At 61.7% G+C, this 26,764-nt stretch carries 27 protein-coding genes and 1 pseudogene; 11 read left to right on the top strand and 17 right to left on the bottom strand.

Annotated elements, in window-relative coordinates; genetic code table 11:
• The 8 genes and pseudogenes from BLR85_RS14165 to BLR85_RS14200 form a co-directional block, all read left to right on the top strand.
• A pseudogene (locus tag BLR85_RS14165) lies at window positions 1–315 on the top strand (IS630 family transposase); the annotation flags it as partial.
• A gap of 295 nt (window positions 316–610) precedes the next feature.
• A complete protein-coding gene (locus BLR85_RS14170) occupies window positions 611–895 on the top strand; it encodes a hypothetical protein (RefSeq protein WP_093157165.1) in 285 nt (94 codons plus the stop codon).
• Between the two features lie 381 nt (window positions 896–1,276).
• Window positions 1,277–3,031 (top strand): type I secretion system permease/ATPase, encoded by a 1,755-nt coding sequence (locus tag BLR85_RS14175; RefSeq protein WP_093157167.1) that lies wholly within the window; start codon window positions 1,277–1,279, stop codon window positions 3,029–3,031.
• The gene (locus BLR85_RS14180; protein WP_093157169.1) at window positions 3,028–4,380 is read left to right on the top strand and encodes an HlyD family type I secretion periplasmic adaptor subunit; all 1,353 of its coding nucleotides are present in this window, start codon (window positions 3,028–3,030) and stop codon (window positions 4,378–4,380) included. The genes BLR85_RS14175 and BLR85_RS14180 overlap by 4 nt, the downstream gene beginning before the upstream one ends.
• A 95-nt stretch (window positions 4,381–4,475) precedes the next feature.
• Entirely contained in the window at window positions 4,476–4,838 is a 363-nt protein-coding gene (locus tag BLR85_RS28515) for a hypothetical protein (protein ID WP_139188394.1), read from the top strand.
• A 71-nt stretch (window positions 4,839–4,909) separates the two neighbouring features.
• A complete protein-coding gene (locus BLR85_RS14190; RefSeq protein ID WP_139188395.1) occupies window positions 4,910–5,143 on the top strand; it encodes a hypothetical protein in 234 nt (77 codons plus the stop codon).
• Between the two features lie 60 nt (window positions 5,144–5,203).
• Complete coding sequence (locus BLR85_RS14195) at window positions 5,204–6,226, top strand: hypothetical protein (RefSeq protein ID WP_093157177.1); 1,023 nt, start codon at window positions 5,204–5,206, stop codon at window positions 6,224–6,226.
• A gap of 293 nt (window positions 6,227–6,519) precedes the next feature.
• Complete coding sequence (locus BLR85_RS14200; RefSeq protein ID WP_170844575.1) at window positions 6,520–7,650, top strand: S8 family serine peptidase; 1,131 nt, start codon at window positions 6,520–6,522, stop codon at window positions 7,648–7,650.
• Window positions 7,651–7,671: 21 nt separating this feature from the next.
• On the opposite strand, the gene BLR85_RS14205 is transcribed toward BLR85_RS14200, so the two are convergent.
• Genes BLR85_RS14205 through BLR85_RS14215 form a run of 3 tightly spaced genes read right to left on the bottom strand, consistent with a single transcriptional unit; the run spans window position 7,672 to window position 10,450 of the window.
• Window positions 7,672–7,869 carry a DUF2783 domain-containing protein gene (locus BLR85_RS14205; protein WP_093157183.1) on the bottom strand — a complete coding sequence of 66 codons (198 nt, stop codon included), beginning with the start codon at window positions 7,867–7,869 and terminating at the stop codon, window positions 7,672–7,674.
• Window positions 7,866–9,476, bottom strand: a complete 1,611-nt coding sequence (locus tag BLR85_RS14210; protein WP_093157186.1) for an FAD-dependent oxidoreductase — start codon at window positions 9,474–9,476, stop codon at window positions 7,866–7,868. The genes BLR85_RS14205 and BLR85_RS14210 overlap by 4 nt, the downstream gene beginning before the upstream one ends.
• Before the next feature lie 23 nt (window positions 9,477–9,499).
• Entirely contained in the window at window positions 9,500–10,450 is a 951-nt protein-coding gene (locus BLR85_RS14215) for an MBL fold metallo-hydrolase (RefSeq protein WP_093157188.1), read from the bottom strand.
• 140 nt (window positions 10,451–10,590) lie between these two features.
• Between BLR85_RS14215 and BLR85_RS14220 the strand changes: the two genes are divergently transcribed.
• Together BLR85_RS14220 and BLR85_RS14225 are read left to right on the top strand one after the other, a co-directional pair.
• Window positions 10,591–11,085 (top strand): MarR family winged helix-turn-helix transcriptional regulator, encoded by a 495-nt coding sequence (locus BLR85_RS14220; RefSeq protein WP_093157191.1) that lies wholly within the window; start codon window positions 10,591–10,593, stop codon window positions 11,083–11,085.
• Window positions 11,086–11,225: 140 nt separating this feature from the next.
• Complete coding sequence (locus BLR85_RS14225; protein WP_093157193.1) at window positions 11,226–11,483, top strand: hypothetical protein; 258 nt, start codon at window positions 11,226–11,228, stop codon at window positions 11,481–11,483.
• A gap of 60 nt (window positions 11,484–11,543) precedes the next feature.
• Here BLR85_RS14225 and comE read toward each other — a convergent pair whose 3' ends face one another.
• From comE to BLR85_RS14275, 10 genes are read right to left on the bottom strand one after another with little or no spacing between them, the layout of a single operon-like run.
• A complete protein-coding gene (gene comE, locus BLR85_RS14230; RefSeq protein ID WP_093157196.1) occupies window positions 11,544–12,098 on the bottom strand; it encodes a sulfopyruvate decarboxylase subunit beta in 555 nt (184 codons plus the stop codon).
• Window positions 12,095–12,601 carry a sulfopyruvate decarboxylase subunit alpha gene (gene comD / locus BLR85_RS14235; protein ID WP_093157199.1) on the bottom strand — a complete coding sequence of 169 codons (507 nt, stop codon included), beginning with the start codon at window positions 12,599–12,601 and terminating at the stop codon, window positions 12,095–12,097. The genes comE and comD overlap by 4 nt, the downstream gene beginning before the upstream one ends.
• A 12-nt stretch (window positions 12,602–12,613) precedes the next feature.
• Window positions 12,614–13,540 carry a hydroxyacid dehydrogenase gene (locus tag BLR85_RS14240; protein WP_093157202.1) on the bottom strand — a complete coding sequence of 309 codons (927 nt, stop codon included), beginning with the start codon at window positions 13,538–13,540 and terminating at the stop codon, window positions 12,614–12,616.
• A complete protein-coding gene (locus BLR85_RS14245) occupies window positions 13,537–14,991 on the bottom strand; it encodes an NAD-dependent succinate-semialdehyde dehydrogenase (protein ID WP_093157205.1) in 1,455 nt (484 codons plus the stop codon). The genes BLR85_RS14240 and BLR85_RS14245 overlap by 4 nt, the downstream gene beginning before the upstream one ends.
• Window positions 14,988–15,995, bottom strand: coding sequence for an aldose epimerase family protein (locus BLR85_RS14250; protein WP_093157208.1), 1,008 nt, complete (start codon window positions 15,993–15,995; stop codon window positions 14,988–14,990). Before BLR85_RS14250 ends, BLR85_RS14245 begins: the two co-directional genes overlap by 4 nt.
• Window positions 15,992–17,083 (bottom strand): Gfo/Idh/MocA family protein, encoded by a 1,092-nt coding sequence (locus BLR85_RS14255; protein ID WP_093157211.1) that lies wholly within the window; start codon window positions 17,081–17,083, stop codon window positions 15,992–15,994. The genes BLR85_RS14250 and BLR85_RS14255 overlap by 4 nt, the downstream gene beginning before the upstream one ends.
• Before the next feature lie 3 nt (window positions 17,084–17,086).
• Window positions 17,087–18,469, bottom strand: coding sequence for an L-fucose/L-arabinose isomerase family protein (locus BLR85_RS14260; RefSeq protein ID WP_093157214.1), 1,383 nt, complete (start codon window positions 18,467–18,469; stop codon window positions 17,087–17,089).
• Between the two features lie 10 nt (window positions 18,470–18,479).
• Entirely contained in the window at window positions 18,480–19,505 is a 1,026-nt protein-coding gene (locus BLR85_RS14265) for a tagatose 1,6-diphosphate aldolase (RefSeq protein ID WP_093157217.1), read from the bottom strand.
• Window positions 19,505–20,389 carry a PfkB family carbohydrate kinase gene (locus BLR85_RS14270; RefSeq protein WP_093157220.1) on the bottom strand — a complete coding sequence of 295 codons (885 nt, stop codon included), beginning with the start codon at window positions 20,387–20,389 and terminating at the stop codon, window positions 19,505–19,507. Before BLR85_RS14270 ends, BLR85_RS14265 begins: the two co-directional genes overlap by 1 nt.
• A complete protein-coding gene (locus tag BLR85_RS14275) occupies window positions 20,389–21,681 on the bottom strand; it encodes a cytochrome-c peroxidase (RefSeq protein ID WP_425284483.1) in 1,293 nt (430 codons plus the stop codon). Before BLR85_RS14275 ends, BLR85_RS14270 begins: the two co-directional genes overlap by 1 nt.
• Window positions 21,682–21,696: 15 nt before the next feature.
• Here BLR85_RS14275 and BLR85_RS14280 point away from each other — a divergent pair, with 15 nt between their 5' ends.
• Window positions 21,697–22,170, top strand: a complete 474-nt coding sequence (locus BLR85_RS14280) for a tetratricopeptide repeat protein (RefSeq protein WP_093157223.1) — start codon at window positions 21,697–21,699, stop codon at window positions 22,168–22,170.
• 44 nt (window positions 22,171–22,214) lie between these two features.
• Here the strand turns inward: BLR85_RS14280 and BLR85_RS14285 are convergent, their stop codons facing one another.
• The 4 genes from BLR85_RS14285 to BLR85_RS14300 form a co-directional block, all read right to left on the bottom strand.
• Window positions 22,215–23,273, bottom strand: coding sequence for a TRAP transporter substrate-binding protein (locus BLR85_RS14285; protein ID WP_093157226.1), 1,059 nt, complete (start codon window positions 23,271–23,273; stop codon window positions 22,215–22,217).
• Between the two features lie 34 nt (window positions 23,274–23,307).
• Window positions 23,308–24,807, bottom strand: a complete 1,500-nt coding sequence (locus BLR85_RS14290) for a TRAP transporter large permease (RefSeq protein WP_093157229.1) — start codon at window positions 24,805–24,807, stop codon at window positions 23,308–23,310.
• Complete coding sequence (locus tag BLR85_RS14295) at window positions 24,807–25,391, bottom strand: TRAP transporter small permease (RefSeq protein WP_342028789.1); 585 nt, start codon at window positions 25,389–25,391, stop codon at window positions 24,807–24,809. The genes BLR85_RS14290 and BLR85_RS14295 overlap by 1 nt, the downstream gene beginning before the upstream one ends.
• Window positions 25,392–25,535: 144 nt before the next feature.
• A complete protein-coding gene (locus BLR85_RS14300; protein ID WP_068311085.1) occupies window positions 25,536–26,309 on the bottom strand; it encodes a DeoR/GlpR family DNA-binding transcription regulator in 774 nt (257 codons plus the stop codon).
• Window positions 26,310–26,764: the final 455 nt, after the last annotated feature.

The raw sequence follows: 26,764 nt of genomic DNA on the forward strand, positions 1-26,764 counted from the left end.
GACAACTACGCCACGCACAAGACGCCCAGGATCAAGGCATGGCTCGCCCGCCGTCCGCACTGGCATGTCCACTTCACGCCCACCTCGGCATCATGGATCAATCAGGTCGAACGCTGGTTCGCTGAATTGACCCGCAAGCAGTTGCAGCGCGGGGTCCATCGTTCGACTGCCGAACTGGAGGCCGACATTGCCGCCTTCATCGAAGCACACAACGAGAACCCCAAACCATACAGATGGGTCAAGTCCGCCGATGAAATCCTCGCATCGGTCAAGCGGTTCTGCCAGCGAACCCAAACCCTATGCGGCGAACTTTAGATTCGGGTGACTAGCGTCACCGTTAAGAAAGTATTAACACCAATCTAGAGATGTGCGTTAACCTCCTAAAGCGGTTCCATCTCACCTTGAATCATAGGGGATTACTTTTGGGATAGATGCATGTTCCAAGCCGCCGGTTACGCTTCAACGTGAACTGGAACCGCTTTAAGACTTCTTTCGTCATCCTGAGATGTTTAGTGACCACCCTGCACCACTCAATTGGATTCGCTCGGACAAGACCTTGCCGGCATTTCCGGAGCCTCCTCTGCCGCGATCCTGACTACGATGCCAGAGGTTGCACGCGCGACCGCCAGGATATGACGTAGATTGGTACTACGGTTGGCACTACGATTATTACTACGAGTACTACCTCGACTCGGCCTACGGCTGGCACTGGGATTATACGGCCAGTTGGTATTATGACGTAGCGTACGGATGGGATTACGGTGCCCACATCGACTTCTACTATTACTGGAACTACGGCTGGAATGTGGGCTGGTTCTGGGATTACGGCTACTACTACGGCTGGGACTTCGGATCGTGCGGGATGTCTTACGACTACTACGACTACTACTACTGATCGTAGGCGAGGGGCCGGCTTTGGCCTGCTCCTATCCGACCAGACAAAAAAGGGCCGCCGCCAGTTTGGCGGCGTCTTTACGTCGAGAAGAGAGAGCGGGAGTCGCGGCTTGCGGTTTGCACCTTGATCGGCTGTCGAGACACAACCGGGAGAAACGATCATTTTCTCGGAAATACCTGAATTAAAACGATTATTTTGGTGCCATGAGGGCGATTAACGAAAAGCTATCAGTTTGTCGGCTAGGCTGGAACGGTGGCCATAATCGGCTTGACTTACCGGTGGGAAGCGCGATGCTGAAAAGCGCCTACCTTTTAGAACGAAAGAGTAATTGTCATAGCACAGCAAGCTCAAAACGCGAACCGGCGCGCGCGGCGCGTTCAGGTGGGTAAGGTCTCCAAGATGATGGCCAAGGTCTGGCCTCTCGCCCTGCCCGTGGTGTTGTTTAGTATCCTGGTCAACCTTCTGCGTCTCACGGTTCCCCTCTACATGCTGCAGGTCATTGACCGCGTCCTGTCCAGCGAGAGCGAGGAGACGCTCGTCTCCATTTCCATCGTAGCTTTCGCAGCCCTTGCGACATCGAATTTCCTGTCCACCTCGATTGCGCTGATGCAGAACCAGATCGGCGCATGGCTTGACGAGAAACTGTACCGGAACGTCGTGAAAAACACGCTGGGCCCGTCTGTTCCGGCGGATCCGCGCAGCGCCGGCGGGCCTGTGCGCGAGTTGGGTCAACTCAGGCAGTTCTTCTCGTCGCCCACGATATCCACGGTGCTCGAAGTGCCGTGGTCCTTCGTCTTCATCGCGATCCTGTATTATCTCCACCCGACCATCGGCATGGTTGCCACGGCGGCGGCGATCATTCTGCTGACGATTTCCATTGTCGGTGAAAGCTCCTCGCAGCCGCGCACGCGCGAAGGCCAGAGGGAAAAGGAAATGGCGGTCGGCGCGTTGGAAGCGGCTGTTCAGTCAAGCGACGCTGTTCGGGCAATGGGGATGACCGATCGCATCGCCGATAAGCTCCACAAGCAGAATGTCGAGACGTCCGGCAAAATGACCAAGGCGTCGCGCGGCACGACGATCATTCAGAACAGCACCCGTTTCCTGCGTACCCTCGCGCAGATTTCTATTCTGGGCACCGGCGCCTATCTCGTTTTGCAGAACGAAGTTACGATGGGTACCATGATCGCGGGATCGATCCTGCTTGGCCTCGCCCTGTCGCCAGTCGACAAGGCCGTGGGCTCGCTCAAAGCCCTGACGGGAATGAAGCGCAGCGTGGAAATGCTGAATAACCAACTTGCTGTCGAACTCACCCCGGCCGATGCCGCCAGCCTGCCGCTGAAAGGCGGGATCTCCATCTCCGTGCGCCAGGCGATGTTCATGCCGCAGGGGCAAAGACGCCCGGTACTTCGCCCGGTGTCGCTGGAGATCGCGGAAGGAGAGAGCATTGGTATCATCGGCCCCGTCGCAGCGGGGAAATCCACGCTTTGCCGTTTGCTGGCCGGCGCAACCGCGCCGAGCAGCGGCAGCGTGCGTGCGAATGATGTCGAGCTTGTCCGCCTGTCCGGAGAAGCATTTGGTCAGCGGGTTGGCTACCTAGGGCAGGCCGAGGAACCGCTGGTCGGGACCATCACCGAAAATATCTCCCGGTTCGAAAGCAGCTCTGGCACCGATACCGATGCGGCCGTGGCTGCGGCGGCAAAGCTTGCAGGTATCAACGAAGCGATCCTAGCGCTGCCGCAGCGCTTCAGCACGACGATCGGCCGGGGCGCAGACGCCGTGTTGTCCCGCGGGCAGATCCAGCAAATTCTCATCGCCCGCACCTTCTACAAGGATCCATCCTATATCGTGATGGACGAGCCCGGGGCCTTTCTTGACAAGACGGCCGAAGGTGCATTGATTGCCGCGCTCGACGCGGCCCGCGGACGGCGCGCGACGATAGTGCTGGTCACTCAACGGGCAAACCTGCTGAACAAGTGCGACCGGCTGATCTATCTGCGTGAAGGCAGCCTCGTCACTGTCGGTGACCGCGAGCAAGTTCTGCGTGAACTCTCGCAGGGCAATGTCAATCCCGGTCCGCGGCGTATCGAACAGGATCCACGGCAGGGGCAGGGCAACCGGAACCTGAGGAAATCATGACGAGCGTCGCGGAAGCAGGCCCGGAACCTGTGATTACATCGCTGGGACGCCGTGTCCGGCCGGCAATGATGGTCGGCATTTTGGTTGTGCTGATTTTCTTTGGCGGTTTTGGCTACTGGGCGACCGTCGCACCGATCTACGGTGCAGCCATTGCGACCGGAACCGTGAGCCCGGAGAATTCGCGGCGCACGATCCAGCACCTCGAAGGCGGCGTGATCAAGGAAATTCTCGTCCGCGACGGGGATATCGTTTCAGTTGGCCAAACGTTGGTGCTGCTGGACGATACGCGGGCGCGTGCCTCGGTGGAGCAGCAAGGGCTTCTGATCGACTCGCTGCAGGCCGAGTTGGAGCGGCTGACACATGAGAGCGAGTATCTCGTCGAACGGGATCTGCGTCGCGAGTTGGTTTTCTCCGAAGAACTGCAACAGCGTGCGGCGACTGAAAGAACTCTCGCGGAGATCCTTCGGCTTCAGCGCTTCCACTACCAAAGCCGCCAGGCCGCGCTGCGCGCCTCGGACGAGCTTCTGAAGCAGACGATCCATGGCTACGAAGTCGAGATCGAAGGTCTGAGGCTTGAACTCGAAAGCGTCAATGGCCAGCTTGCCCTGCTGGAAGAAGAGGGTGACGTCCTGCAATCGTTGCGCGATCGTGGGCTCGAAGTGCGACGGACAACTGCGGATAATCTGCTGAACCGTAGCCAGATCGAGCAGGTCCGGGTCGAGCGGGAATCACGGATCAGCAGCCTGGTCGAATCCATCAGTCAGGCGCGTCTGCAAGCAGAAGATGTCTGGGCGGGTGAACTGGAAGCCAGCACCAGCGAGATTCTCTCCGTGGCGCGCGACCTTCTGGATGCCCGCACGACCTACGCCACCTATGTCGACACGCTGGAGCGGACGGTTATCAAATCGCCGATCCACGGCACGCTGATTTCGCTGTCCGTCAATACCGAGGGAGCCGTGGTTGGCGCTGGCGAGACCATTGTCGAGATCGTCCCAAGCGACGAGGCCCTGACGTTGGAAGCGCGGATCGACCGCAATGATATCGATGTGATCGCGCCGGGTCAGACAGCGGCGGTTGTGCTGTTGGCCTATCCGCGGCGGAACCTGCCGAAGATCTATGGCACGCTCACCTCCATTTCGGCGGACAGCCTCGTGGATTCTTCAACCGGCGAGTCCTACTACCTCGCCAAGATCGAGATCGAGGACGCGCAAATCGCGCGCCTCGGGGAGGACGTCGCTCTCGTTCCGGGCATGTCGGTCGAAGTGATGATTCAGATGGCGCCGAGAACCTTCCTTGACTACCTCTTCGAACCGCTTCTACGCTACAGCAACAGAGCGTTTCGCGAGTGATGATTTCAGGAGTAAGATCAAGATTCTGGCGCAAATTAGTGTTTGTTCTTAATAACGATACTGGCCCATTTCCAGGCCGGACAAGGGAGTAAAAAATGGATCTCTTCGCCCACAGAATTCACAATGCAGAGTACGTGAACGGTGTCGTCCGTCTCGAGTGCTCTATCCTCCGTCCCGACGAAAAAGGTGAGTACCACCCCGACAGCGTCAAGCCGGAGGACACGACCTTTTCCGTGAACCTGCCGCTTCAGGGGTTCATGCGCTCCATCGGTGTGATGCGGGAACTGGTCAATAAGCTCCAGGAAGACGGCACGATCAAGGGACAAGGCGACGGCGGCGGCGCTCCCGGCGGTCAGGGCCGCGGCGCCCGGGGTGGTCAGCGCGGTGGACAAGGTCGTCCGCAGCTCAAAGACCTGAGCGAGGAAAACCGTTCGGATGACGACGATCATCTCGTCTGAGAACCTTAGGAAACAACTATAGGAGTATGCCTGTGTCTGTTCCCAGGTATTTCGTGGAAGGGATCTCCAAAGTGGATCCTGACAAGTCGAATGGAATCGTCAAGATTACCTTTCACATCAAGGAAAACGGCAAGCCGCAGGATGCAGTGCAGCTGATTGTTCCGGTGGACAACCTCAATCAATCGTTCCAGACGGTTGGCGAGACGATGCAGAAGACTTTTGGCCAAGGTGGCGGAGGACGTCCCGGCGGCGGCGGAGGACGTCCCGGCATGAACCCCAATCTCAAGGATCTTACCGAGAAGTGACCTGACGGTCACTTCAGGTGACTGCGGAATTGAACGGTTCCAATTTTATAAGGCCAAAAAATGTCTGAACCGCAACGATATGTTCACGTCGGTTTCCCGAAGAGTGCGTCCAGTTCCCTGCAGAATTTCTACTTTGGGGTCCATCCTGACTGCCTGCATCTCGGGCTGGGTTACGAAAGCAAAGGAAACACCTATTTCGATGAAGGTGTAGAACGGGTTTCCGAAGTGGACATCCGCCTTAAGAAGGAATTTCTCTGGGATCTGGAGGATTGCCAGAAGCTGATGCAGCCGGCATTCGATTATGCCAAGGAAAACAATTACAAGGCTGTCGGGCTCTCCAACGAATTCCACTCCTTCGCGCTCGGAAACGAGGTCGACACCGCCGACAAGGCGCGTCGGCTTCGCCAACTCTTTGGCGACGGCACGAAGGCGATCATCGTGATCCGGGAGCAGTTCAGCTTCCTGAAATCGCTCTACCTTGAGCTGCTCAAGGGCGGCTATGGCGGCACCTACCGTAAATACCTTGAATACACCTATCTCTATCAGGTGCGGAGCTGGTGCACGGATATCTGCTACGACAACATGTACAATCTCTATGTCAACGAGTTCGGCAAGGAGAATGTCTGCATGGTTGTCTTCGAACAACTGAAGAAGGATCCGGCGGCTTTCCTGACAACGATCGCCAATTCGATCGGGATCTCGACCGACATCCAGGAAATGCGGGCGGTGAACACCCAGGCCGAGTCTATGGGGTGGTACGAACAGTTGCGTCGCTACAATGAAAAGTTCCCGCGCGAGTTCGGTACGAAATTCTTCGAGCCATTCAACATGAACCGTATGCGGGCCTATTTCCATAACGAGTTGGGTGTCGCGGTTCCGCATGATCGTCTGGCGGACGATATACTTCGGATTCCGATCAACCAAGCGGCCCAGAAGATCAGTGAGATTTCGCCGGTTAGCGATCTCAGCCTCAAGATCCCCGAGGGTCTGGAAGCACGTATGACCGAGATGTTTGCGGCGTCCAACCGCCGTCTTCAGGAACTCGCAGGCTTCGATCTGGAGCAATATGGGTACCGCCTCTGAACGAGGACTGGCGCATGCGTAGCCTGACTACGTTTGTTTTCCTGACTGTCTCCGCTGCTTTGGCGGGGCCAGCAATAGCGCAATCGGCAAATGACCGGGCCGTGGTGCGGCAGGCGTTGGCCAATACTTGCTCCGCGCCGGCCCAGCAGCCGGTTGCCGGAGCAAGCCGTTTGAAAATGCAGGCCCCGCAGGGGTCGCGCCTGCCACAGCAGCGGCAAGCGCCGCCGGGGATGCAACGCCAGTCGCCGCCGGGGAATATGCCGCAAGGTGCGCCTCGGCAAATGCAGCCCGGCATGCAACGCCAAATGCCACAGGGAGCCGGCCAGCGCAGCATCACGGAATGGCGTCTGGATTCCGGCGACAAACTGCGGGTGTCCAGCCTTTCCCAGCAAGGCCGACAGCTCACTTTCGTGGACCTTTACAGCAAGATCATGGGCGAGGAACGCGCCGTGCTGCGCGGCGTTGCGCGTGACGATTGTTCGGTGGCCGGTGGCCGGTTTGTCGAATACGGCAAGGTTTCGGGCAGGGTCGTCCCGACTCACATTCTTGAACTTGACCAGTCGCTCGCTCCCAATAACAAGGTACAGCCGCTGAACCCGGCGCCGCCGAAGGGGAGCGCGCGGAACTGTGTTCGGGTCGGATTGCTGGACAACGGTGTCAACTACACGCGCTCCGATATCGCCAAGGGGTTGGCCTATGATAACGCCGGTCGTTTGATCGGGCTGGATGTCTGGGAAAATGACGGTCGCCCCTTCGACTACGGTTTTCCCGAAAATAGCCGCGATCCGCGTATTTCGATCTTCAATCCGAACCGGCATGGCTCGATGGTGGCCAGCGTGATCCTGGATTACGCCCCCGAAACGGCCTGCATCGTTCCGGTGCGGTATTACCCGATGTCGACCGGCAACGAAGTGTCAAAGGCCGCGGATTTCTTTTCTAAACAGGGCGTAAAGGTCGTTTCTTTGCAAAGCAGCCGCCGCCAGCCCTGGCCGGACTTCCAGCGCGCGATGCAGGCACATCCGGAGATTCTCTTCGTCGTGGCAGCGGGGAACAACCGGACGGATCTCAACCGGATGCCACTCTACCCACCGGCTTACCAGACCTCGAATCTGCTGGTTGTGGCCGGGACCTCTTCCAATGAGCGAAGCCTGTGGAAGGGTAGCAATTATGGAAGCGGCATTGTCGAGATCGCGGTCAGCGCCGAGAATGTGGCGCTGCGAAAGTTCGACGGGGAGTCCGCTGCGCTGTCCGGCACCAGCTTCGCCGCACCGAAGGTATCGGCCTATGCGGCGAAACTCATTGCTGAAAACCCGGGGATCTCGGGGGCGGAACTCAAGCAGATGATCCTCAGCAATGCCAGCGGGTCACGACAAACCGTCGAGGGCATGCCGGTTCTGACCGAGCGGATCCTGCGTTCAAAGTAGCCGGGGATGCGGCAGCGTAGATCAGCGAGGCGGGGCCTTCGCTGCTTCGAGCGCCTGGGTCAACACCGCGCGATCACCGATATGGTTGGCCAGAACGAGCAGCAGGCGCGCATTAAGCGCATCGCTCTCGGCCTTGCTCAACCCCTCATGGGCAGCAAGCAACTCGGCATAGAAATCATCCGCGGCCTCGATATTTGGTGTCAGGACGAGTTCGCTCATACCCTATCCTCCCTGCCTGTCGCCCGCTGGATCGCGGCGCGCATCGCGTTCTCGTCGTATTGCTCCCAACGGCCGGCCACATGCTGATCGGGCCGGATCAGGTAAACGGCGCCGGAAGCCGTGCCCAGATACCTTTCCACGAGGGCATCGTCAGCCGGAACCTTCACGAGACGCGCGCACACGCCATCTTCGATCAACTCCGACGGTCCATCCCGGTTGATCGCCAGGATGGTGAAGGCATCGCCAAGTCGGCGCAGAAGGTAGCCGTCCCCGATGGGCGCATCGGGGCAGGGCGCGCCAGGGCGCGTTCGTTCCGGAGCGCCCGGAAGAGAATCCACTGAATTGAGCGGGGAACCATCATAGGTACAGGGCACAGAAAGACGCCCGGAATTGACCAGAGGGCGCGCGAAGGCATGGTGCTCGGACAGGTCCAGCACCGCATCGCGCAGCAGGCGGCTCATGTCCGATTTGGGCGTGATGAAATCAGTGGAGCGGGAGGAGTTGAGGATATTCTCATCCGCGCCGTGAATGCGCTCGATGTCGTAACTGTCGAGCAGTGTCTCGGGGACATTCCCGTCGATCACCAGCTTGAGCTTCCAGGCCAGGTTGTCCGTGTCCTGAACGCCGGAATTGGCGCCGCGCGCACCGAAGGGGCTGACCTGGTGTGCGGAATCGCCGGCGAATATCACCCGCCCATGGCGGAACTTTTCCATCCGCCGGCATTGGAAGGTGTAGATCGAAACCCATTCCAGCTCGAATTCCACCTCTTCGCCCAGCATGGCCTTGAGCCGCGGGATGACGTTTTCCGGCTTCTTCTCCCGTTCCTTGTCGATGGCCCAGCCAAGTTGCAGGTCGATCCGCCAGACGCCGTCGGGTTGCTTGTGCAGCAGTGCGGATTGTCCGCGGTTGAAGGGCGGGTCGAACCAGAACCAGCGTTCGGTCGGAAAGTCTGCCTCCATCACCACGTCGGCGATCAGGAAATTATCCTCGAAGACGCGGCCCACAAAATCTAGGCCGAGCATGGCGCGCGTGGGCGAGCCTGCGCCGTCACAGGCTATGAGCCACTCTGCTTGGAGATCGTAGGCGCCCTCCGGCGTGTCCACTTTCAGCGCTACGTGATCGCCTTTGTCCGAGACATCCAGCACCCTGCTTCCGCCACGGATTTCCACAGGCTTTCCAGCGGCCTGCAATTCGCGCACCCGGTCCACGAGATATTTCTCGAAATAGTATTGCTGCAGGTTGATGAAGGCCGGCCGTTCGTGGCCCTCCTCCGGCAGAAGGTTGAATTCGTAAACCTGCCTGTCGCCGAAAAAGACCTTGCCGACCTCCCATTTCACGCCCTTGTCCACCATCGGCTGGCCGCATCCGAGCCGGTCGAGGATCTCCAGCGGACGCTTGGCGAAACAGATCGCACGGGAGCCGAAACTCACTTTGTCATTCTCGTCGAGCACTACGACGGGCACGTCCTGCTGCGCGAGGTCGATCGCGGCGGCCAACCCCACCGGGCCGGCGCCGATCACGACGACCGGATGGCGGATCGCATGGGGTGCGTCCTGATCCGGGCTGCGCTCATACGGGTAGAGCGGCTCCTCGAAGATTTTCGTCATTTTCTCCCCCCTCGTCGTGTCCGTCAGCCCTGAAGCTGTGCCCACATGTCCAGATCGCGTTCGGCTGTCCAGATCCGGGGGGTGTCGATGCCGCGGGCCTCGTCATAGGCGCGGGCCACGTTGAAGGGCAGGCAATGTTCGTAGATCGCGTAATCGGCGAATTTCGGGTCGCATTCCGCGCGCACCGCGTCCCAGGCTTCCTTGAGCGAGCCGCCGCGTGCCGCGACACGGGCGGCGGGGCGATAGGTGGAGAGGACGAAATCGCGGGTGTTCTCGATGGCCGCGTTCACCATCTGCTTGCCTTGCAGCGCGTTGCCGCGGCCGGGGGCGATGGCGTCGACATCGAACCACCCGATATTGTCGAGCGTGTCGGACCAGTCGCTGAAATGACCGTCGCCGCAGTAACAGGCAGAGTGATATTCGACGATGTCGCCGGTGAACATGACGTTCTGATCGGGCACATGGATGACGATATCGCCCGCCGTGTGCGCACGGCCGAGATGCATGAGGTCCACCCGGCGATTGCCGAGATAAACGGTCATGCTGTCGGAGAAGGTCGTCGTGGGCCAGGTCAGGCCGGGAATGCTCTCATGGCCTTCGAAGAGACGGGGGAAGCGTTGGAACTCGCTGTCCCAATCCTCCTGGCCGCGCTCGACGACCATGGCGCGGGCCGTGTCGGACATGATCACCTGGTTCGCGCCAAAGGCCGAGGCACCGAGAACGCGTACGGCATGGTAATGGGTCAGTACCACATGGCTGATCGGCTTGTCGGTCACTTCGCGGACCTTCTCGATCACTTTATTCGCCAACCGGGGCGTCGCCTGCGCTTCGACGATCATCACGCTGTCATCGCCGATGATGACGCCGGAATTCGGATCCCCCTCGGCGGTAAAGGCGTAAAGGCCCTCGCCGATCTCCGTGAAGCTGATCGTCTTCTCGCCGGTGTCCCCTTGGGACGCGAATGCCTTGCTCACGGTCTGTCCTCCCTCATGTGTGCCGCCGCGCCTGTGTTGCATTGGCGGATCTGTCCCGTTAGGTTCGATGCAATATCGTTTCACTTGCAACGAGTGTCAATCTCGTTTCGTTTGAAACGAATTTGCTCGAGGCTGTTTCAATGCGCGACCAGTTCAATCTTTCCGAGTTCCTGCCCTACCGGCTGGCCGTCCTGTCGGAGCGGGTCAGCAAGCGGGTTGCGCTTGCTTACAGCGAGAGCCACGGGCTCACGGTGCCGGAATGGCGGGTGCTTGTGCATTTGTCGCGCTGCCGGCAGGTCTCCGTGCGGGAGATCCATAATTGCGTGAATCTTGAAAAACCGCGAGTCAGCCGCGCGGTGGCGAGGCTGGAAGCGGTCGGGCTAGTCGACAAGACAGAGAGCCAGCGAGATCATCGCCTTGTCGACATTTCGCTGACCGAGGCCGGCTGGAAACTGCTCGACGCGATCGTGCCCGAGGCGCTTGCCGTGGAGCAGCAACTTCTTTCCGGACTTTCCGAGGGCGATCGGGAGCGCCTTCTCGAGTTGATGGAACGGCTGCATTCGGTGCTGGACGCGGACCCGAGGGCGGCGACGCGTTCGCGCATGGACCTTGGCGACAGCGACGGCCCCGCCTGACCCGCGCCTGTTGAAGGGTGTTCATCACGAACCACTCGGTTGGTGGGTTGGGGCGCTTCTGCTTGAGAGGGGCCGGTATTTGGGGCAATGAGGGCGGATATTCCGGGCAATACAGCGCCGGACAGGCAAGGAGGAAACGGATGGCTGACAAGGGTTGGGATGGACATCCGCTTGGTGGTGCAGCGGTGGTTGCCGTGACAGGTATGAAGATCGGCACGGCGCTGGAAGGAACGGCCGGTGTGCTGCGGATCGAGTACGGCAAGGAGCCGACGCTCACGAAGCGCGAGGCGAAGCAATTCCTGATGAATGCGAAACAGGTGCGCGAGTTGAGCAAGAAAATGGCCGATCTGGCGGATCGGCTCGAAGCGAACCAAGGCGCGCCGGGCAAGGTGAACTGAGCCGGAACTGCAGGGCGCTGCTGGCACCGCCCTGCCCGTGGGTGTTCTTTCTGACCTGGATCAGCGCGCCACTTCGGCCATGAACCGTTCGCGGATCATGATCGGGTTCATGGTGATGACCGGGCACTTGCGATTTCCGCTGTCGCATTTGGACACGATGATCGTCATCTTCTGGCCGGCCAGCGCTGTTTTCACGGCCTCCGGCGTGTCGGCGGCAGAGCATTCCACGACATTGTCGCAACCGCAGGCCTCGGCCACCTTGGCCAGCGACGTGCGCGCGCCGGTATAGGTGGGCTGGTCGCCGGTCGAGCCATAGGAGCCGTTATCGACGATCAGCAGGATGTAATTGTCCAGATGGTTGTTCCCGATCGTCGCCAATGTGCCCATGTTGGTCAGCACCGAGCCGTCGCCGTCGATGGCGATGACCTTCTTGTCGGTCGCCATGGCCAGTCCCAGCCCGATGGACGAACACAGGCCCATCGTTCCCAGCATATAGAAATTCGACGGCTGGTCGTCGATGGCGTGCAACTCCTGGCTCGGGGAGCCGATATTGCAGACCACAAGCTCGTCGGTGATGATCGGCTTCAGCAGTTCAAGCAGCTCGTAACGGATCATTTCGCGCTCCCCCAGAAACTGGCATCGGTCAGGACGGCGACGGGCTTGGAGCACATCTGGCAGTGCTTGAGGATACCCGGAAGCTCCTCGACCTGTGTCGCGTTGTGGAAGTGATAGGTCGGGATGTGCAGCTGGCTCAGCAGCGCCTTGGTATGCAGCGCCATCTCCACCTGGCAGGCCACCGGCTCGCCCACTTCTCCGCGATAGGAAATGATCATCGGCAGCGGGATCTGATAGAACTGGATCAGCGTGGCGAGCGAGTTGAGCGTCACCCCAAGCGCGGTGTTCTGCATCAGGATCACAGGTTTCATGCCGCCCATGAAGGCACCGGCGCAAAGCCCCATGCCCTCGTCTTCCTTGTTGCAGGGGACGTGCTTGATGGCGTCCGTCTCCTCCAGCACCTCGATCAGCCCTGCGAGCTGCTTGCAAGGCACGGTGGTGGCAAAATCCACCCCGTTATCGAGCAGATCCTGGATGATCCGCCGGTCTATCTCCTTGGCCATGTTGTTTCCTCCTCAGGACTTGCCGAGCCTGTCCAGCACCAGATCGGCGATCATCGTGCTTACACGGACATTCGATTCTTCGGTGACGCCGGCGATATGCGGCGTCAGGATCAGGTTCTCGCAGCCGCGGAACTTCTCGGCCGCTTCCTCGGTCAGAGGTTCGGTCTCGAAGCAATCGAGCGCGGCCCCAGCCAGCCGGCCCGCCTTCATCGCCTCGACCAGCGCCGCCTCGTCCACCACGCCGCCCCGTGCCGCGTTGACCAGCACTGAGCCTTGCTTCATCTGGCCAAGCGACGTGGCGTTGATCATGTGTCGCGTCGTGTCGAGCAGCGGCACATGCAGGCTCACAATATCCGCCTTCGCCAGAACCTTCTCCAGGTCCAGACGTTCCACGCCTTCCCAGGCGCGGTCGTCGGCCGGCAGAAGCGGGTCCGTTGCGCAGACATCCATGCCCAGTCCACGGGCGAGCCGAGCCGTCTCCCGCGCGATGCCGCCGAAGCCGATCAACCCGAGCGTCTTGCCGCCCACCTCGCGCCCCGAACAGGCCATGCGCGGCCAGCCGCCTTTCAGCATGGAATGCTTGGCCTGGTAAGCGTCGCGCATCAGAATCAGCGCGTTCGTGACCACATATTCGGCGACCGAAATCGTGTTGGCGCCCGTGGCCGGGATCACCTCCACACCCTTCTCGGCGCAAGCTGGCAGGTTGATATTGTCGAGCCCCACGCCGAGCCGGCCAACGGTTTTCAGATCGGGCGAAGCGGCCAGCAGTTCCGGCGTCACCTGGGTTCGGTTGCGCACGATCAGCGCCTTGATCCCCGCCATCATCGCCGGGATATCGCCCTGCCGGTCCGCGAGGTCCGGCAGGTATTGCGTTTCGACCTTGGATTTGAGCGCCGCGACGGCGCCCTCATCCATGAACTCGGTGATCAGGACGGTCATGACCCCAGCCCCGCGACGCAGACATATTTGGTTTCGAGATAGTCATCGAGACCCTGGCTGCCGCCCTCCTTGCCCATGCCGCTCTCCTTTAGCCCGCCAAAGGGCGCTTCGACGGTGGTGATAAGCCCGGCATTGATGCCGATCAGGCCGTATTCCAGCGCGTCGTTGAGCCGAAACACCCGACCCACATCGCGGGTGTAGGCATAGGCGGCGAGGCCGAAATCTGTGGCGTTGGCAGCTTCGATGGCTTCCGCTTCCTCGTCGAACTTGAAGACGGCGGCGAGCGGGCCGAAGATCTCCTCGGTGGCGAATTGCATGTCGGCGGTGGCGCCGGTCACCACGGTCGGCTCGAAATAGGTGCCGCCATTGCCGTGGCGCTTGCCGCCTTCCACGATCGACGCGCCCTTCTTGGTGGCGTCGGCGATGAATTCCTCGACCTTCTCTACCGCGCCCATGTCGATCATCGGGCCCTGCTGCACGCCGTCCTCGGCGCCATTGCCGACCTTGAGCGCGGCCACGGCTTCCTTGAGCTTGGCGACGAAGGCATCATGGATGCCGGCCTGCACATAGAAGCGGTTGGTGCAGACGCAGGTCTGGCCCATGTTGCGGAACTTGGCGATCATCGCGCCTTCGATGGCCGCATCCAGATCCGCGTCGTCGAAGACGATGAAGGGCGCGTTGCCGCCGAGCTCCATCGAGACCTTCTTCACCGTGTCCGCGCTCTGGCGGATGAGCTGCTTTCCGATCTCGGTGGAGCCGGTGAAGGTGACCTTGCGCACATCCGGGCTCTCCATGATCGCGCCGCCGATTGCACGGGCGGAGCCTGTTAGGATGTTCACCACGCCGGCCGGATAGCCGACCTCTTCGCAGAGCTTGCCCCAGGCAAGGCCGGAATAGGGCGTGGCCGTCGCGGGCTTGGCAACCACGCTGCAGCCGGCGGCGAGCGCGGGGCCGAGCTTGCGGGCAAGCATGGAGGAGGGGAAGTTCCAAGGCGTGATCGCCGCGACCACGCCAACCGGGTGGCGGGTGACGAGCAGCTGTCGCCCGGCGCTCGGCGCGGGCACGATCTCGCCCTTGGCGCGACGGATTTCCTCGGCGTACCAGCGAATATAGGCGGCCGAGATGGCGACCTCACCCATGGCCTCGAAGAGCGGCTTGCCCTGCTCGGTGGTCAGCAGCAACGCCAGCGACTTCTGGTTGTCCATCAACGCGTCATGCAGGTCCTGCAAGAGCTTCACGCGATAGAGCAGGTCGGTCTTGGAGAAGCTCTTGAAGGCCTTGGCGGCGGCGGCGATGGCGCGGTTCGTCTCGTCTGCGCCGCAATTCGGCACGGTGCCGATCACTTCGCCGGTGGCTGGGTTGGTTACGTCGATGGTCTTGCCGCTGTCGGCGCCGGTCCAGGCACCGCCGATGAGGTTGGCCTGGCACATGTAGGTGGTGAAATCGGTCATCGGGCGTCCTTTTTGAATGCGTATTGCGTGTGCTGTTCATAGGTCTCGCCGGGGCGCAGGATGGCTTGGGCGAAATCCGGGTTATGCGGGGAGTCGGGCCATATTTGCGGCTCCATTGCAATACCCGCTCCGGGCCCCATTCGCCGCCCGTCGAGCCCCGGCACGGGCACGTTGAGCGGGGAGCCATCGAAGACCTGCAGCCCGGGTTCCGTGGTGCGCACTTCCATTGCGACGCCAGAAGCCGGGCAGGCAAGCGAGGCCACCTTGCGCAGCGTGGTCCGCTCCTGCGAGAGGCAGAAATTGTGGTCGATCAGGCCTTGCGCGCTGCGCGGGCCGATCTCGGCGAGGTGGCGGAAGTCGAACCGCGTGCCCGCAACGGGTGCCTGCTCGCCGGTCGGGATCAACTCCGCATCGACGGGCAGGTAGGTCTCGGCGTCGATCTGAAGCAGGTGATCGGCCACGTTCTCGCCGCCGAGGTTGAAATAGCTGTGATGGGCGAGGTTGCAGAGCGTCGGCGCATCCGTTTCCGCCTCCAGAAGGATATCCAGCACGCCGCCTTCCAGAAGGGTGAATGTCTGGTGGATCACCATGTTGCCGGGAAATCCCATTTCGCCATCGGCGAGGCGGATCGACAGGGCGAGGCTGTCCGCCCCGTGGTGATCCACCTCCCAGACGCGCTTGCCGGTGCCCGCGGAGCCGCCATGCAGCAGGTGCTTGCCGAGGAAATTGGTGTCGAGCTGATAGGTCTCGCCATCGATCTCAACATGGCCATCTCGAATGCGGTTTGCATAGCGGCCAGCGGTGATGCCGAAGCTCTTGGAATGCTCCAGGTAGGCTGGGAACTCCTCGAAGCCCAGCACCAGCGGGGCGGCATGTCCTTCCAGCCGCAGGTCCTGCAGCGCCGCGCCGGAAGTCAGGAAGCGCGCGGTCAGCCCGCCGCCCGAGATGGTGTAACGCCCAACCGGCGTTCCGTTCGGCATCTGGCCGAATGTTTCAACAGTCATAACGATACCTCGATGGCCTGGCCCGTGCGGGCCGACGTTTCGGCCGCTTCGCCGACGATGACGGACCAGAGCCCGTCCTTCAACGACACTTCCGGCTCTCCCTTGCCCGAAAGCACAAGGTCGCGGAATTTTTGGTGCTGGAAATAGGTCGAGCCGTGATGGTCGCCCGCCTCCAGCACCTCGTTGGGGACATGGACCACTTCGACATGGGTCTGCTTGGTCTCTCGCACCGACATCACCACCTGCGCATCGCGCTCCTTGCCATCGGGCGAGAAACGCGAGGGCCCGGGTACCTTGGCCTCGATGCGGGCGGTATCCCCGGTCACGCAGATCTTCTCCTGCCACCAGGCGCCCTCGGAGAACATGCACAGATCGAGCATGCCGCGCGTGCCGTTGGCGAAATCGATGGTGACATAGGCATTGTCGATAATGTCCGGCTTCCGCCCACCATATTCCTCGTCCACATGGTTCACATCCATCGCGCCCGAGGCATAGACCCGCACCGGGTCGCTCTGAAGGGTGAATCGCATCAAGTCCCAGAAATGGCAGCATTTTTCGGTGAGCGTGCCGCCCGTCCGCTCATTGAAACGGTTCCAGTCCCCGACCTTGGGCAGGAAGGGAAAGCGGTGCTCGCGGATGGACATCATCCGCGGCGTGCCAATACGCCCATGCGCCATCTCGTCGAGCAGGCGCTGCATGGGGGGCATGTAGCGATACTCCATCGCCACCCAGATCGGCGCGGCACGCCCCTCGGCCCTGGCCACCAGGTCGCGGCAATCGTCCGAGGTGGTGCAGAGCGGCTTCTCGCACAGGATCGGTTTGCCGCTATCCATGATGTCCAGCATGATCTGGTAATGCGTGTCATTGGGCGAGATCACCATGTAGACATCGCAGATATCGGCCGAGAGAAGATCCTTGTGATTGGTGAAGCCGCGCGCCGTGCCGCCCGCGGTCTCGACCGAAAGCTGGCGCATGCCGTCATCCGGATCGGCGATGCCCGTCACCTCGCAACCTCCCAGCAGGTGGATGTTGCGAATATGTTCCTGGCCCATCATGCCCGACCCGATAAGCCCGTATCGTAGTGTCATTCCTCAGATCTCCAGAACTGGCAGGCCAAGCTCGGCGGCCACGGCGCGGAGTGTCGCGCGGTGGTCGCCATAGGCCAGCGCCATGTGATGTTCGAGCCCGCTGGCGATGATGTCGTCCAGCACGTCTCGCGCGTTGCGGTCGAAGCGGACCACGCCCGAGGTGCCGGTAAAAGCCATCGGCCGGCGCAGCATCTCGCCAAAACCCAACACCATCTTCGTCTCCCCGAAGGCCTGGCTGATCCGGACGAAGGTGACCGGCCCGGGCTTGAGGGGGAACTGGTAGAGCAGCGGTTGCTTGCGGTTGGTGTGGATCGTGGCGGTCGCCTCGGCCTGATCGTCGCGCATCGAGATCGGCGCCTGACCGCAATGCCAGACAACGCCGGTGTTGTCTGCGGCATCCATGTCCACGAGGTCCGTGAGGAAAACGGGGGCCTGCGCGGCTTCCAGCAGAATAAGTTGCGTCAGCGCACCGTAAACATCGGCCTCGCAGGCGCAGGGCACCTTGCCCTCGCCCAGCATCGCCACCGGTCCACAGACCGCGCCGCCATATTGGGTGAAGGTTTCGGGCCAGCAGCGGATGGCGAAGGCGTTGTAGCCGCCATTGGCCCGGAGGCTGTCCAGCCCAGCCTTGAGCCTGAGCGAGCGGTCCAGCTCGGCCTGGTCAACCTCGGCCAACCCCGTCACATCGGCTTCAGCCGCCACGCGGACCTTGGCCGCGACGGTTTCCGGCACGGCTTTCGCGGCGTCGAAAAGGTCGTCCAGCGCCAGCGCATCGACCCCGACCCCGGTCAGAGTTTCGAGCGCCTCCGCCGAATAGGCACAGGTATCGAAGCCCACGGGATGCTCGCCGATCCGCCCGATCTTCTGACCCTTGAGGGCCTCTGCGACCCGCCGGCCCTCGGCGCTGCGCTCGGAGACGGGCTTGGCGTCCAGCCGCCCGGCCAACCGATTTCCCGACAGGAGAGCGGCGAGGTCTTCGGCGATCTCGCCCTCCGGATCGGCATAGAGCCAGGAAAACGCCCGCCCCGAAAGGCCGAGCGCGTGGGAGGCGAGGTTCAGCCCGCAAAAGGCGTTGAGCCGCAGCCGCCCGCCAAGGCGTGGCTCGGGCACGGCCCAAATCGCCATGGGTTGCTCGAACCCGCTGCCAGCTGCCACCGCCATCGAGGCATCGGTGAAGGTGACCTGCAGCAGCAATAGCTGGTCGATTTCCGCGGCCTCCAGGTCCGACATGGCGGTGCGGGTGGACGCTTCGTCGAAAAGCAACTCACGCGGGCCGATGATCTCGTGGCCGGTGGCGTCCAGCGCGGCCAGCATCGCGGCGAGTTTCTCCTCGGCGAAGGGCACGTCGAAAGTGGGGCGCCCGAGGGGAAGGATCCCGATTTTCATGGTCCCGACCTCAGAACGCGTCATAGCCGTGACGGAAGCTGGCATCGGCGGGTTTGAACCGCGCGCCGCCTTCGCCATAGCATGCGTGCTGCGCCCAGTTGGTCGCCTTCGCATCCGCCAGCGCCGAGATATCGGCCATGTAGTCGCAGGCTTCGCCGCGCAACCCGGCTTCGATCGCGGCCCAGTCCGGATAGGACTGGAAAGCGTCGAGCCAGATCGCGCGACCGGCAAGGAAACCCGACGCTCCGGCGGCGAAGGCATGTTCCAGCACCTTGCGGAATTCCGGCTTGCCGGCGCCGGCCGAGAGCATCACCCAGGGGCGGCCCGCCAGCCGGCCCATCTCGTCGAAGATCGCCTGAACATCCGCGGAGCCGTCCGCATCCTCGGCATTCACCGGGCTTTCCAGCTTGAAGACATCGACGCCGTAATCGGGCTTGGCGAACTCCTCGACCGTGGCCAGCACGTCGTCGGATTTCTTGCCCTTCATCTCCACGTATTCCTTGGTCTGATGCGCATCCTTGGCGAGCGGATAGACCAGCATTTCCAGCAGGAAGGGGATGTCGTAGCGGGCACATTCTTCGCCGATCCGCTTCACGTAATCGTTCTGGGCCTGCACCACGTCGGCGTCCGCATCGGGGCGATACCAGGCCAGCACCTTCACCGCGTCGCCGCCCATGCGCTTGATCTTGGCGACCGACCAGTCGTCGATATCGCTCGACAGCCGCCCGCCCGGTGTCTCGGCGAAGACCGAATCCTCCAGCGTCACGATCAGGCCCTTCGCCGGATCGAGCGTATCCATGCCATAGGGAATGGCGTAATGCGGATCGACCAGCATCGCGGTGGATTGCGCCTGCAGCGTCTCGATCAACAGGCCCTTGAAGCGGGCGACTTCCTCCCAGGGCGCCTCGTCCAGACCCAGATGGGCCTTGATCGGGTTTTTGATCGGCGGGCGCTGGTCGGTTGCCGTCATCTTGAAGATACCGTTCTCACCGGCCATGCGACGCAGGCCCCACAGCTTGCCGGGTGTGAGTTCCATCATACGTACTCCTTGAGGAAGGTCAGGACGGCGGCGCGGTCGGGGGTGCCCGATCGTCCGCCAAAGGTCATGCACTTCAGGGCCGCGGTGGCATTGGCGAAGCGGATCGCTTCCGCCTCCGCCTGCCCCTCGGCGAGCGCCAGCGCGAAGGCGCCATGCCAGACATCGCCGGCGGCCAGCGTGTCGACCACATCGACACGGAAAGCCGGGATATGGTCGATACCGCTCGCGCCGGTGTACCAGACGCCGTTCGCGCCATCGGTCACGCAGACCCAGCCTGGAACGCGCGCGGCGAGCCTTTCGAGCGCGGCGGCGAGGTCGTCCCCCGGCTCCAGCGACGCCAGCCCCTGCGCCGAGAGCGCGAGATGCGAGGCATTCTCCAACAGGCGCGGATCGATCGGCGCTTCGCCGTCAACAACGCCCGGAACGCCCCATTCGCGCGCCATTCGCAAGGCGGCAGCGGCGCCATTCGGCCAGCGGGTGTCGACAAGCACGGCGCGCGCGGCGGGAAGGCGGGCGATCCAGTCCACCTCTTCGGTCAGGCCGTCACCGCGGAAATTCACGATCTGTCGCTCGCCCCGCGCGTCTACATAAACCGAGGAAAAGGAAGACCGGCCACCTGTCGCGCGGTGTACATGCGCGGTTCCGACACCTGCGGCCTCGAGATCGCCCAGCACGAGATCGGCCAGCGGATCGTTGCCCAGCCGGCCGATGAAGCTGGGCTCGCCGCCCAACCGCGCGATGGCAACGGCAGCATTGGCGGCCGGGCCGCCGCCGACGATATCGGCCGCCTTGGCGCGGTATTTCGCAGCGTCGGTCGGGAAGGCGTCCATCGAGAGAACGAAATCCACCGCCGCCATGCCGAGTACGAGGATCTGTGCCATCAATCCACCTCCAACCCGCTGGGAACGCGATGAGGGCGGCCGAGCCGGCCCTTGATCGAGTCCGTGCCGGTCAACGCCTCGAGGAAAGCGACGATCTGGCCTACCTCCTCGTCGTTCAGGCCGACCGGTTCCAGATCGCCTGCCGCAGCCTGCCGGGCACGCTCCTGCTTGTCCTGCAGGGTCACGAAATCCACTCTGGCCAGCCACGGGACCTCGGGCAGCGTTACTTCTTCCGGTGTCCAGGCGGCGAAACCGGCGGCAGGGTCCAAATGGTGCCGGACGATGCCTTCAAGCGTCGCATAGGCCCCGTTGTGGCCATAAGGCGCGGTGAGCGCGACATTGCGCAGGGACGGCGTGCGGAAGCGATAGGCGTCCTCCAGCCGGTCCGAGACGCCCATATGGCCCACGTCACGCACGATCGGATCCCACATGCGCGTCCGGCCCGGGCCGAAATGCGGCAGGGTGATCGCGTGGAACTCCTGGTCGGTGAAGAGCGGGCCGGAATGGCAAGCGGAACAGCCAGCCTTGCCGTAGAAGAGGTCCATCCCGGCTTTCTGCTCCGCGCTCAGCGCGTTTCCCTCTCCGGCGAGATAGACGTCGAAGGGGCTGTCGAAGCTCTGGAATTCCGTCGCCTGAAACGCGGCGAGGGCGTTGCCGATATGGGTGATGTCAATATCGAGTGGGCTTTCGACATCCGCATAGGCGGCTTCGAACATCTGCGCGTATTCAGGGATGATCCGCACCCGCTTGGCCAGGATAGGCCAGACATTGTCGATCCGGTCATAGACGGCGCCGGCGACCTGGTTCTCCTTCGGGTTTCCCGCCATCTCGAATTCGGAGGTCATGGGAAACAGTGCCTGCGCGGCCAGCACCGAATCCAACCCCTCGGGCAGCCATTCCTGCGCGGGGCTGTTGAAGCCGTTGCCATAGAGATCGGAGACATGCACACGGCCATCATGGAACATCGTGTGGATGTCCTTTGCGCCAAGATTCCACAGCGCGGGGGCGTTCCGTGGGATGCGTTTCTTGATCCTGTCATCGCCGGTGCCGGCGCTGCGCTTCGGGCCGACGCCATGGCCCCCCTCGCCGATACCGAGCGGCAGGCCATCCGTCGTGCCGTGCTCGGGAGAATGGCAAGTGGCGCAGGAGATATTTCGGTTCCCGGAGAGGATCGGGTCGAAAAACAGCAATTGGCCGAGTTTCACCTGCGCATCGGGGAAGACCGGGAAATCGGAGGCTTGCAATTGGCGCGGAAGATCGCTTGCTTGAGCGCCGAAGGCTGCCAGTGTCAGCCCGAGGAGGATCCCATGAAACGCCTGTGCCTTGCGCTTGCCCTGTCCCTTTCCAGCCCGGCGCTGGCCGAGATCGAAACCGCCCGAGACCTGATGGACGCGCAGCGCTACCCGGAGGCGATGGAAGAGCTTTTGCCGGCGGCGCGGGCGGGAAATGCCGAGGCCGAGGAGTTGATCGGGGTGATGTATGCCAGCGGGCTGGGCGTTGAGAAGGACGATGTGCGCGCCTTCGAGTGGTATCTGCGCGCCTCGCTCAAGGGGCATCCGGGGGCGCAATCCGGCATCGGCTGGTACTACGAAGTCGGCCGCGGCATGCCCGCCCCGGACCTCGTGCGCGCCTATATGTGGTATGCGCTCTCCGCCATCGGGGGGGACCCCGATGCCGCGATTTCTCAGGAAGAAGTCGTAAAGAAGATGACGCCCGAACAAATCGAACATGCCCACGTACTGATTGATGACTATCGTGTGTGGCTCTACCCGTTCCGGTAGGAGGCCAGGGGGTCCGGAGCCCCGAAAGGCTCCGGACGCAGGATTCACTTGAGATCCATCTCGTTGGCGGCGGCGATTTCCGCCTCGACCTCGGCAACGGCTTCGGTCAGCGCGGCAAAGATCGCTTCGCCACCGTCGATATTGGCCTTGAACCAGTCATAGACGGGCGCGGCGGCTTCCTTGAACGCGGCCTTTTCTTCAGGCGTCGGCACGTAGAGGTCGCCGCCACCTTCGACAAAGGCCTCGTAGGCGGCGATGGATTTCCGCTTGGGCGAGGCGAACGTGGCCTGCTGAAGGGCATAGAAGCCGTCATTGACCACCATCTTCAGCTCGTCGGGCATCTCCATGAACTTGGCGTTGTTCATCCACCAGAGCGCACCCATGTAGGCATGCCCATCCAGAGTGACGTATTGCAGGCCGGCATCGGGGAATTTCATCGACATGATGTCCGTGATGCCGTTCTTGGAGCCTTCGACCACGCCGGTCTGGAAGGAGGTGAACAACTCCGGCCACGGGATCGGGGTGGGCGATGCGCCGAGCGCCTTGACCAGTTCCTGCGGCAGGTCGGCGACAACGGTACGGATCTTCAGCCCTTCCATGTCCGCCGGCATCTGGATGCGCTTCTTGGTATTGGCGAAGTTGCGCCAGCCACCGGTGTTGCCGATGGTCATCAGGCGGATCATGCCGCCGGAATCCTCAAGCGCCATGTCCCGCATCTTGCGGGTGAAATCGCCCTGAAGCACGGCCTCGGCGATCCGGTCGGATGTCATCAGGTAGGGCAGGTCGAGCACCTGGACATACGGGAAGATGCCCGAAGCGCCGCCCGAGGTGGAGATGTAGATATCCACCGAACCATCGGCCACGCCCTGAAGGCATTCCGCGCCATTGCCGCAAAGCTGGGTGCCGATAAACAGTTCGACCTCGATCGCACCGTTGGAGGCGCTTTCGACATAGTTCTTGAAAACGACGAGACCGTCGTAATCCTCGTCATTCTCGTTCGAGTTCGCCGTCGCGCGCAGCGTGTAATCCGCCGCCGTTGCCGCGATGGTCGAGCCCGCCAGAATGGCGGCGGCCGTCAGGGTCTTGATGGTTGCTCCGAACATGCTTTCTTTCCTCCCTTTGAGAGCATTCAATCGATTATTGCACGAAACCGGTCAGGCGCGGGATCGTCATGCAGATGGCCGGGAAATAAGTGATCAGGAAGATCACCAGCACTTCGACCGCCAGGAATGGCAGGATGGCCTTGGAAATGGCCTCCACCTTCTCGCCCGACACGGCCGAGGCCACGAAGAGCACCAGCCCCATGGGTGGCGTCGCCAGGCCGACGGTCAGGTTCACCGACATGATGATGGCGAAATGGACCGGGTGGACGCCGAGATCGACGAAGATGGGGCCGAGGATCGGGCCGAGGATGATGATCGCGGGGCCGGCGTCCAGGAACATTCCGACGATGAAGAGCAGGATGTTGATCAGGAACAGCAGGATCAACGGGTTCTCGGACAGCCCGAGGATGAAGACGGCCATGTGCTCGGGCGCGTGGCTGAGCGACACGACCGTCTTGAACGACACGGCGGCACCAACCAGCAGAAGCACGGTTGCGGCCGAGAGCGCGGCCTTGGTGATGATCGCGGGCAAATCGCCGAGCTTCATCGAGTGTAGCACGAAAAAGGCGATGATCAGCGCATAGGCCACCGCGATGGCCGAGGCCTCGGTCGGGGTGAAAACGCCGATCAGGATGCCGCCGAGAATGATGATCGGTGTCTGAAGGGGGGCCACGGCCTTCTTGCAGATGATCCGGAAATCATTCGACGTGTTGCGCCGCATCCGCATCAGGAAAAGATGCGCAATCGGCAGGAAGACGATGAAGATCAGCCAGCCATTGATCGAGACCACGGTGCCCGTCATGGCCTCCAGCGCCGAGGCCACGAGATTGAAGCCGACCATCAGGATGCCGGCGAAATTCAACCGCAACAGGACGAAAGAAACCTTGTCTTCCAGCGGACTGATCGTCTGTCCGGCGGTGACGATGCGTTCGGCCTTGGGCAGGTCGTACTTGTCGGCCATCATCCGCACCACGAGCATCAGCCCGATGCCGACCAGGATACCCGGCACGATCCCGGCCAGGAACAGCGCCGCAACGCTCTCGCCCATGACATAGGCATAGATGATCATGATGCCCGAGGGCGGGATGATCGGCCCGATGACCGAGGAGGCGGCAGTTACGGCAGCCGCGAAGGTCCGGGTATAGCCGTTCTTTTCCATTGCCGGGATTAGTGTCGATCCGAGCGCGGAGGTGTCCGCCACCGCCGAACCTGAGAGGCCGGCGAACAAGATGGACGAGAGGATGTTCACATGCGCCAACCCGCCGCGCAGATGTCCCATGAGTGCTTGCGAGAACTCGACGAGACGGGTCGTGATCCCGCCCTTGTTCATCAATTCGCCCGCGAGCACGAAGAAGGGCAGGGCCATCAGCGGGAAGCTGTCCATCCCGTTGTACAGGTTGCGATAGAGCAGCGCGATGTCACGCTCCTGACCGTTCAGCCACAGAAGCGCGCCGGGCGAGACCAGCAGCGCAAAGAAGACCGGCATGCCAATGAGCAGGAAGATCAGGAAGAGCGGAAGGAACAGGGCAAGCATCAATCGGCACTCTGCAGCATGTCGGGGGCGTCGTCGGAGGGCAGATCCGCATCGGCGTCGCCCAGCAGGATCAGGTTGCGCAGGATCAGCTCCACATTGACCGCGATCAGCAGCACCATGCAGATGAAGAGCGACATGTACATGAAGCGCAGCTTGACCTTGATCGTCTCCATCCCAAACCATTCGAGCGGGATGCGCAGGCTGGAGGAGTTGAATTTTCCACCGAAGCCGAACGTGTGCTCGTATCCATGCTGCACGCCGATGACGAGCACGAAGAGCGACAGCACCAGGATGACGAGCGACAGCAGCAAGCCGGGGACGCGCGGCAACGCCTGGGGCAGCATGTCGATGGCAACGAACCCGCCCCAACGATAGGCCGAGGGCGCCATGAGCCCGGTCATCCACAACATCAGGAACCGCGCCGCTTCATCAGGCCAGTTAAGCGCACTGTTGAGCACGTAGCGAAAGAACACCTGCAGCAGGATGACAAACACCATAAGGGCCAGGGCAACCCAGCCAATGCTGCGCCCAACACGCAAAAGCTTAGTATTGAGCCAACAAACCGGACGCAGCAGTGCTAGCACCAGTTATCTCCTCCCTAGGAATTCGAAACCGGTGCGCGATTCGATGCGCGCGTTTTATGTTTCGAATTTATCGAATGCTGTTCCAAACGAATGTACCTGTCAACCGTCGAAATGGTCGGCAAGGTCTTTGTGGCACAGCCGGGCTTACTCCGCGAGAACTAGTCCGACCCCCAAGCTGCGACAAAGATTACGTAATTCCGCCGGACAGGCCTTGTCGGTCACCAAAGTGCGCATCTGTTGCAGGTTCCCGATGCAGACCGGCGCCATGCGTTCGAATTTCGACGAGTCCGCCGTCAGGATGACATTGCGCGAACAGCCTAGGATCGCGCGGGCGACCGCCGCCTCGCGCAGGTCGTAATCGAGCAGGGCGCCGTCCGAGGCGATGGCGGCACAGCCGACGATGGCGAGGTCGGCCCGGAACTGCCGGATGAACTCCACCGCGCTCTCGCCCAGAATCGCGCCGTCCGAGCCGCGGACGACGCCGCCGGGAACCATCACTTCCACACCGGGAAAATGCCTTGTTTCATTGGCGACGAGCACGGAATCCGCGACGATCTTGAGTCCCGAATGCTGGCCAAGACAGCGTGCGACCTCCGCCGTGGTGGTGCCGGTATTGATGATGATCGCGGTATTGTTCGGAACGAGCTTCGCGGCGGCGCGCGCGATCCGTTCCTTCTGATCGCGCGCAATCTGCTGGCGCACCTCGTAGCCGGTATATTCGCTCCCCGCGAGCAGCGCCGCACCGCCGTGAAAGCGCATCACCCGACCTTCCTCCGCAAGGATGTTGAGATCCTTGCGAATGGTCTGTGGCGTGGTCTCGAAAAAGGCCGCCAGATCCTCGACCATGGCGCGTCCGTTCTGGTGCAGATGCCGCAGGATCGCCTGCTGCCGCGCCTTGGTGTTTCGTCCGGTTTTCATTTTGTACGATTATCCCGGTCAGTTCTTTCGAATGAAACATCAAACGAAAGCTTTTGGGAAGGGGAAATCCGCGCCTCGTTGAGCCGGAAACGCAGCCGGACGGGCGGTTCAGACCGGTCGAAACGTCACAAAGGGGCGGTCGAAACGACCGAAAATCGGACCGAAACGACCGGTTTGACTTCCGTTTCGGTCGATCGGGAAAGAGAAGAGGGAGCGAAAACCCGGTTTTGACCGGAATTTCGGTCGTTTTGGCCGTGGGGTTCGTTCGTTTACGCGTACAGGGTGTGGCGGGGAACGTTTGGTCAATCATCGACGTGAGGATTCCGGGCGCGCTCTATCTGCTTGTCGGCGGCTCGAGCACCCATAGCCCGGCGACGAAATCTCGAACTCGGAGTTTCGGGTCAATTTCTCTTGGGAGAATCCCATGAAGATGCGAAAATCCTGCATGGTATCGG

Source organism: Aliiruegeria lutimaris, assembly GCF_900099935.1.
GTDB lineage: Bacteria > Pseudomonadota > Alphaproteobacteria > Rhodobacterales > Rhodobacteraceae > Tropicimonas > Tropicimonas lutimaris.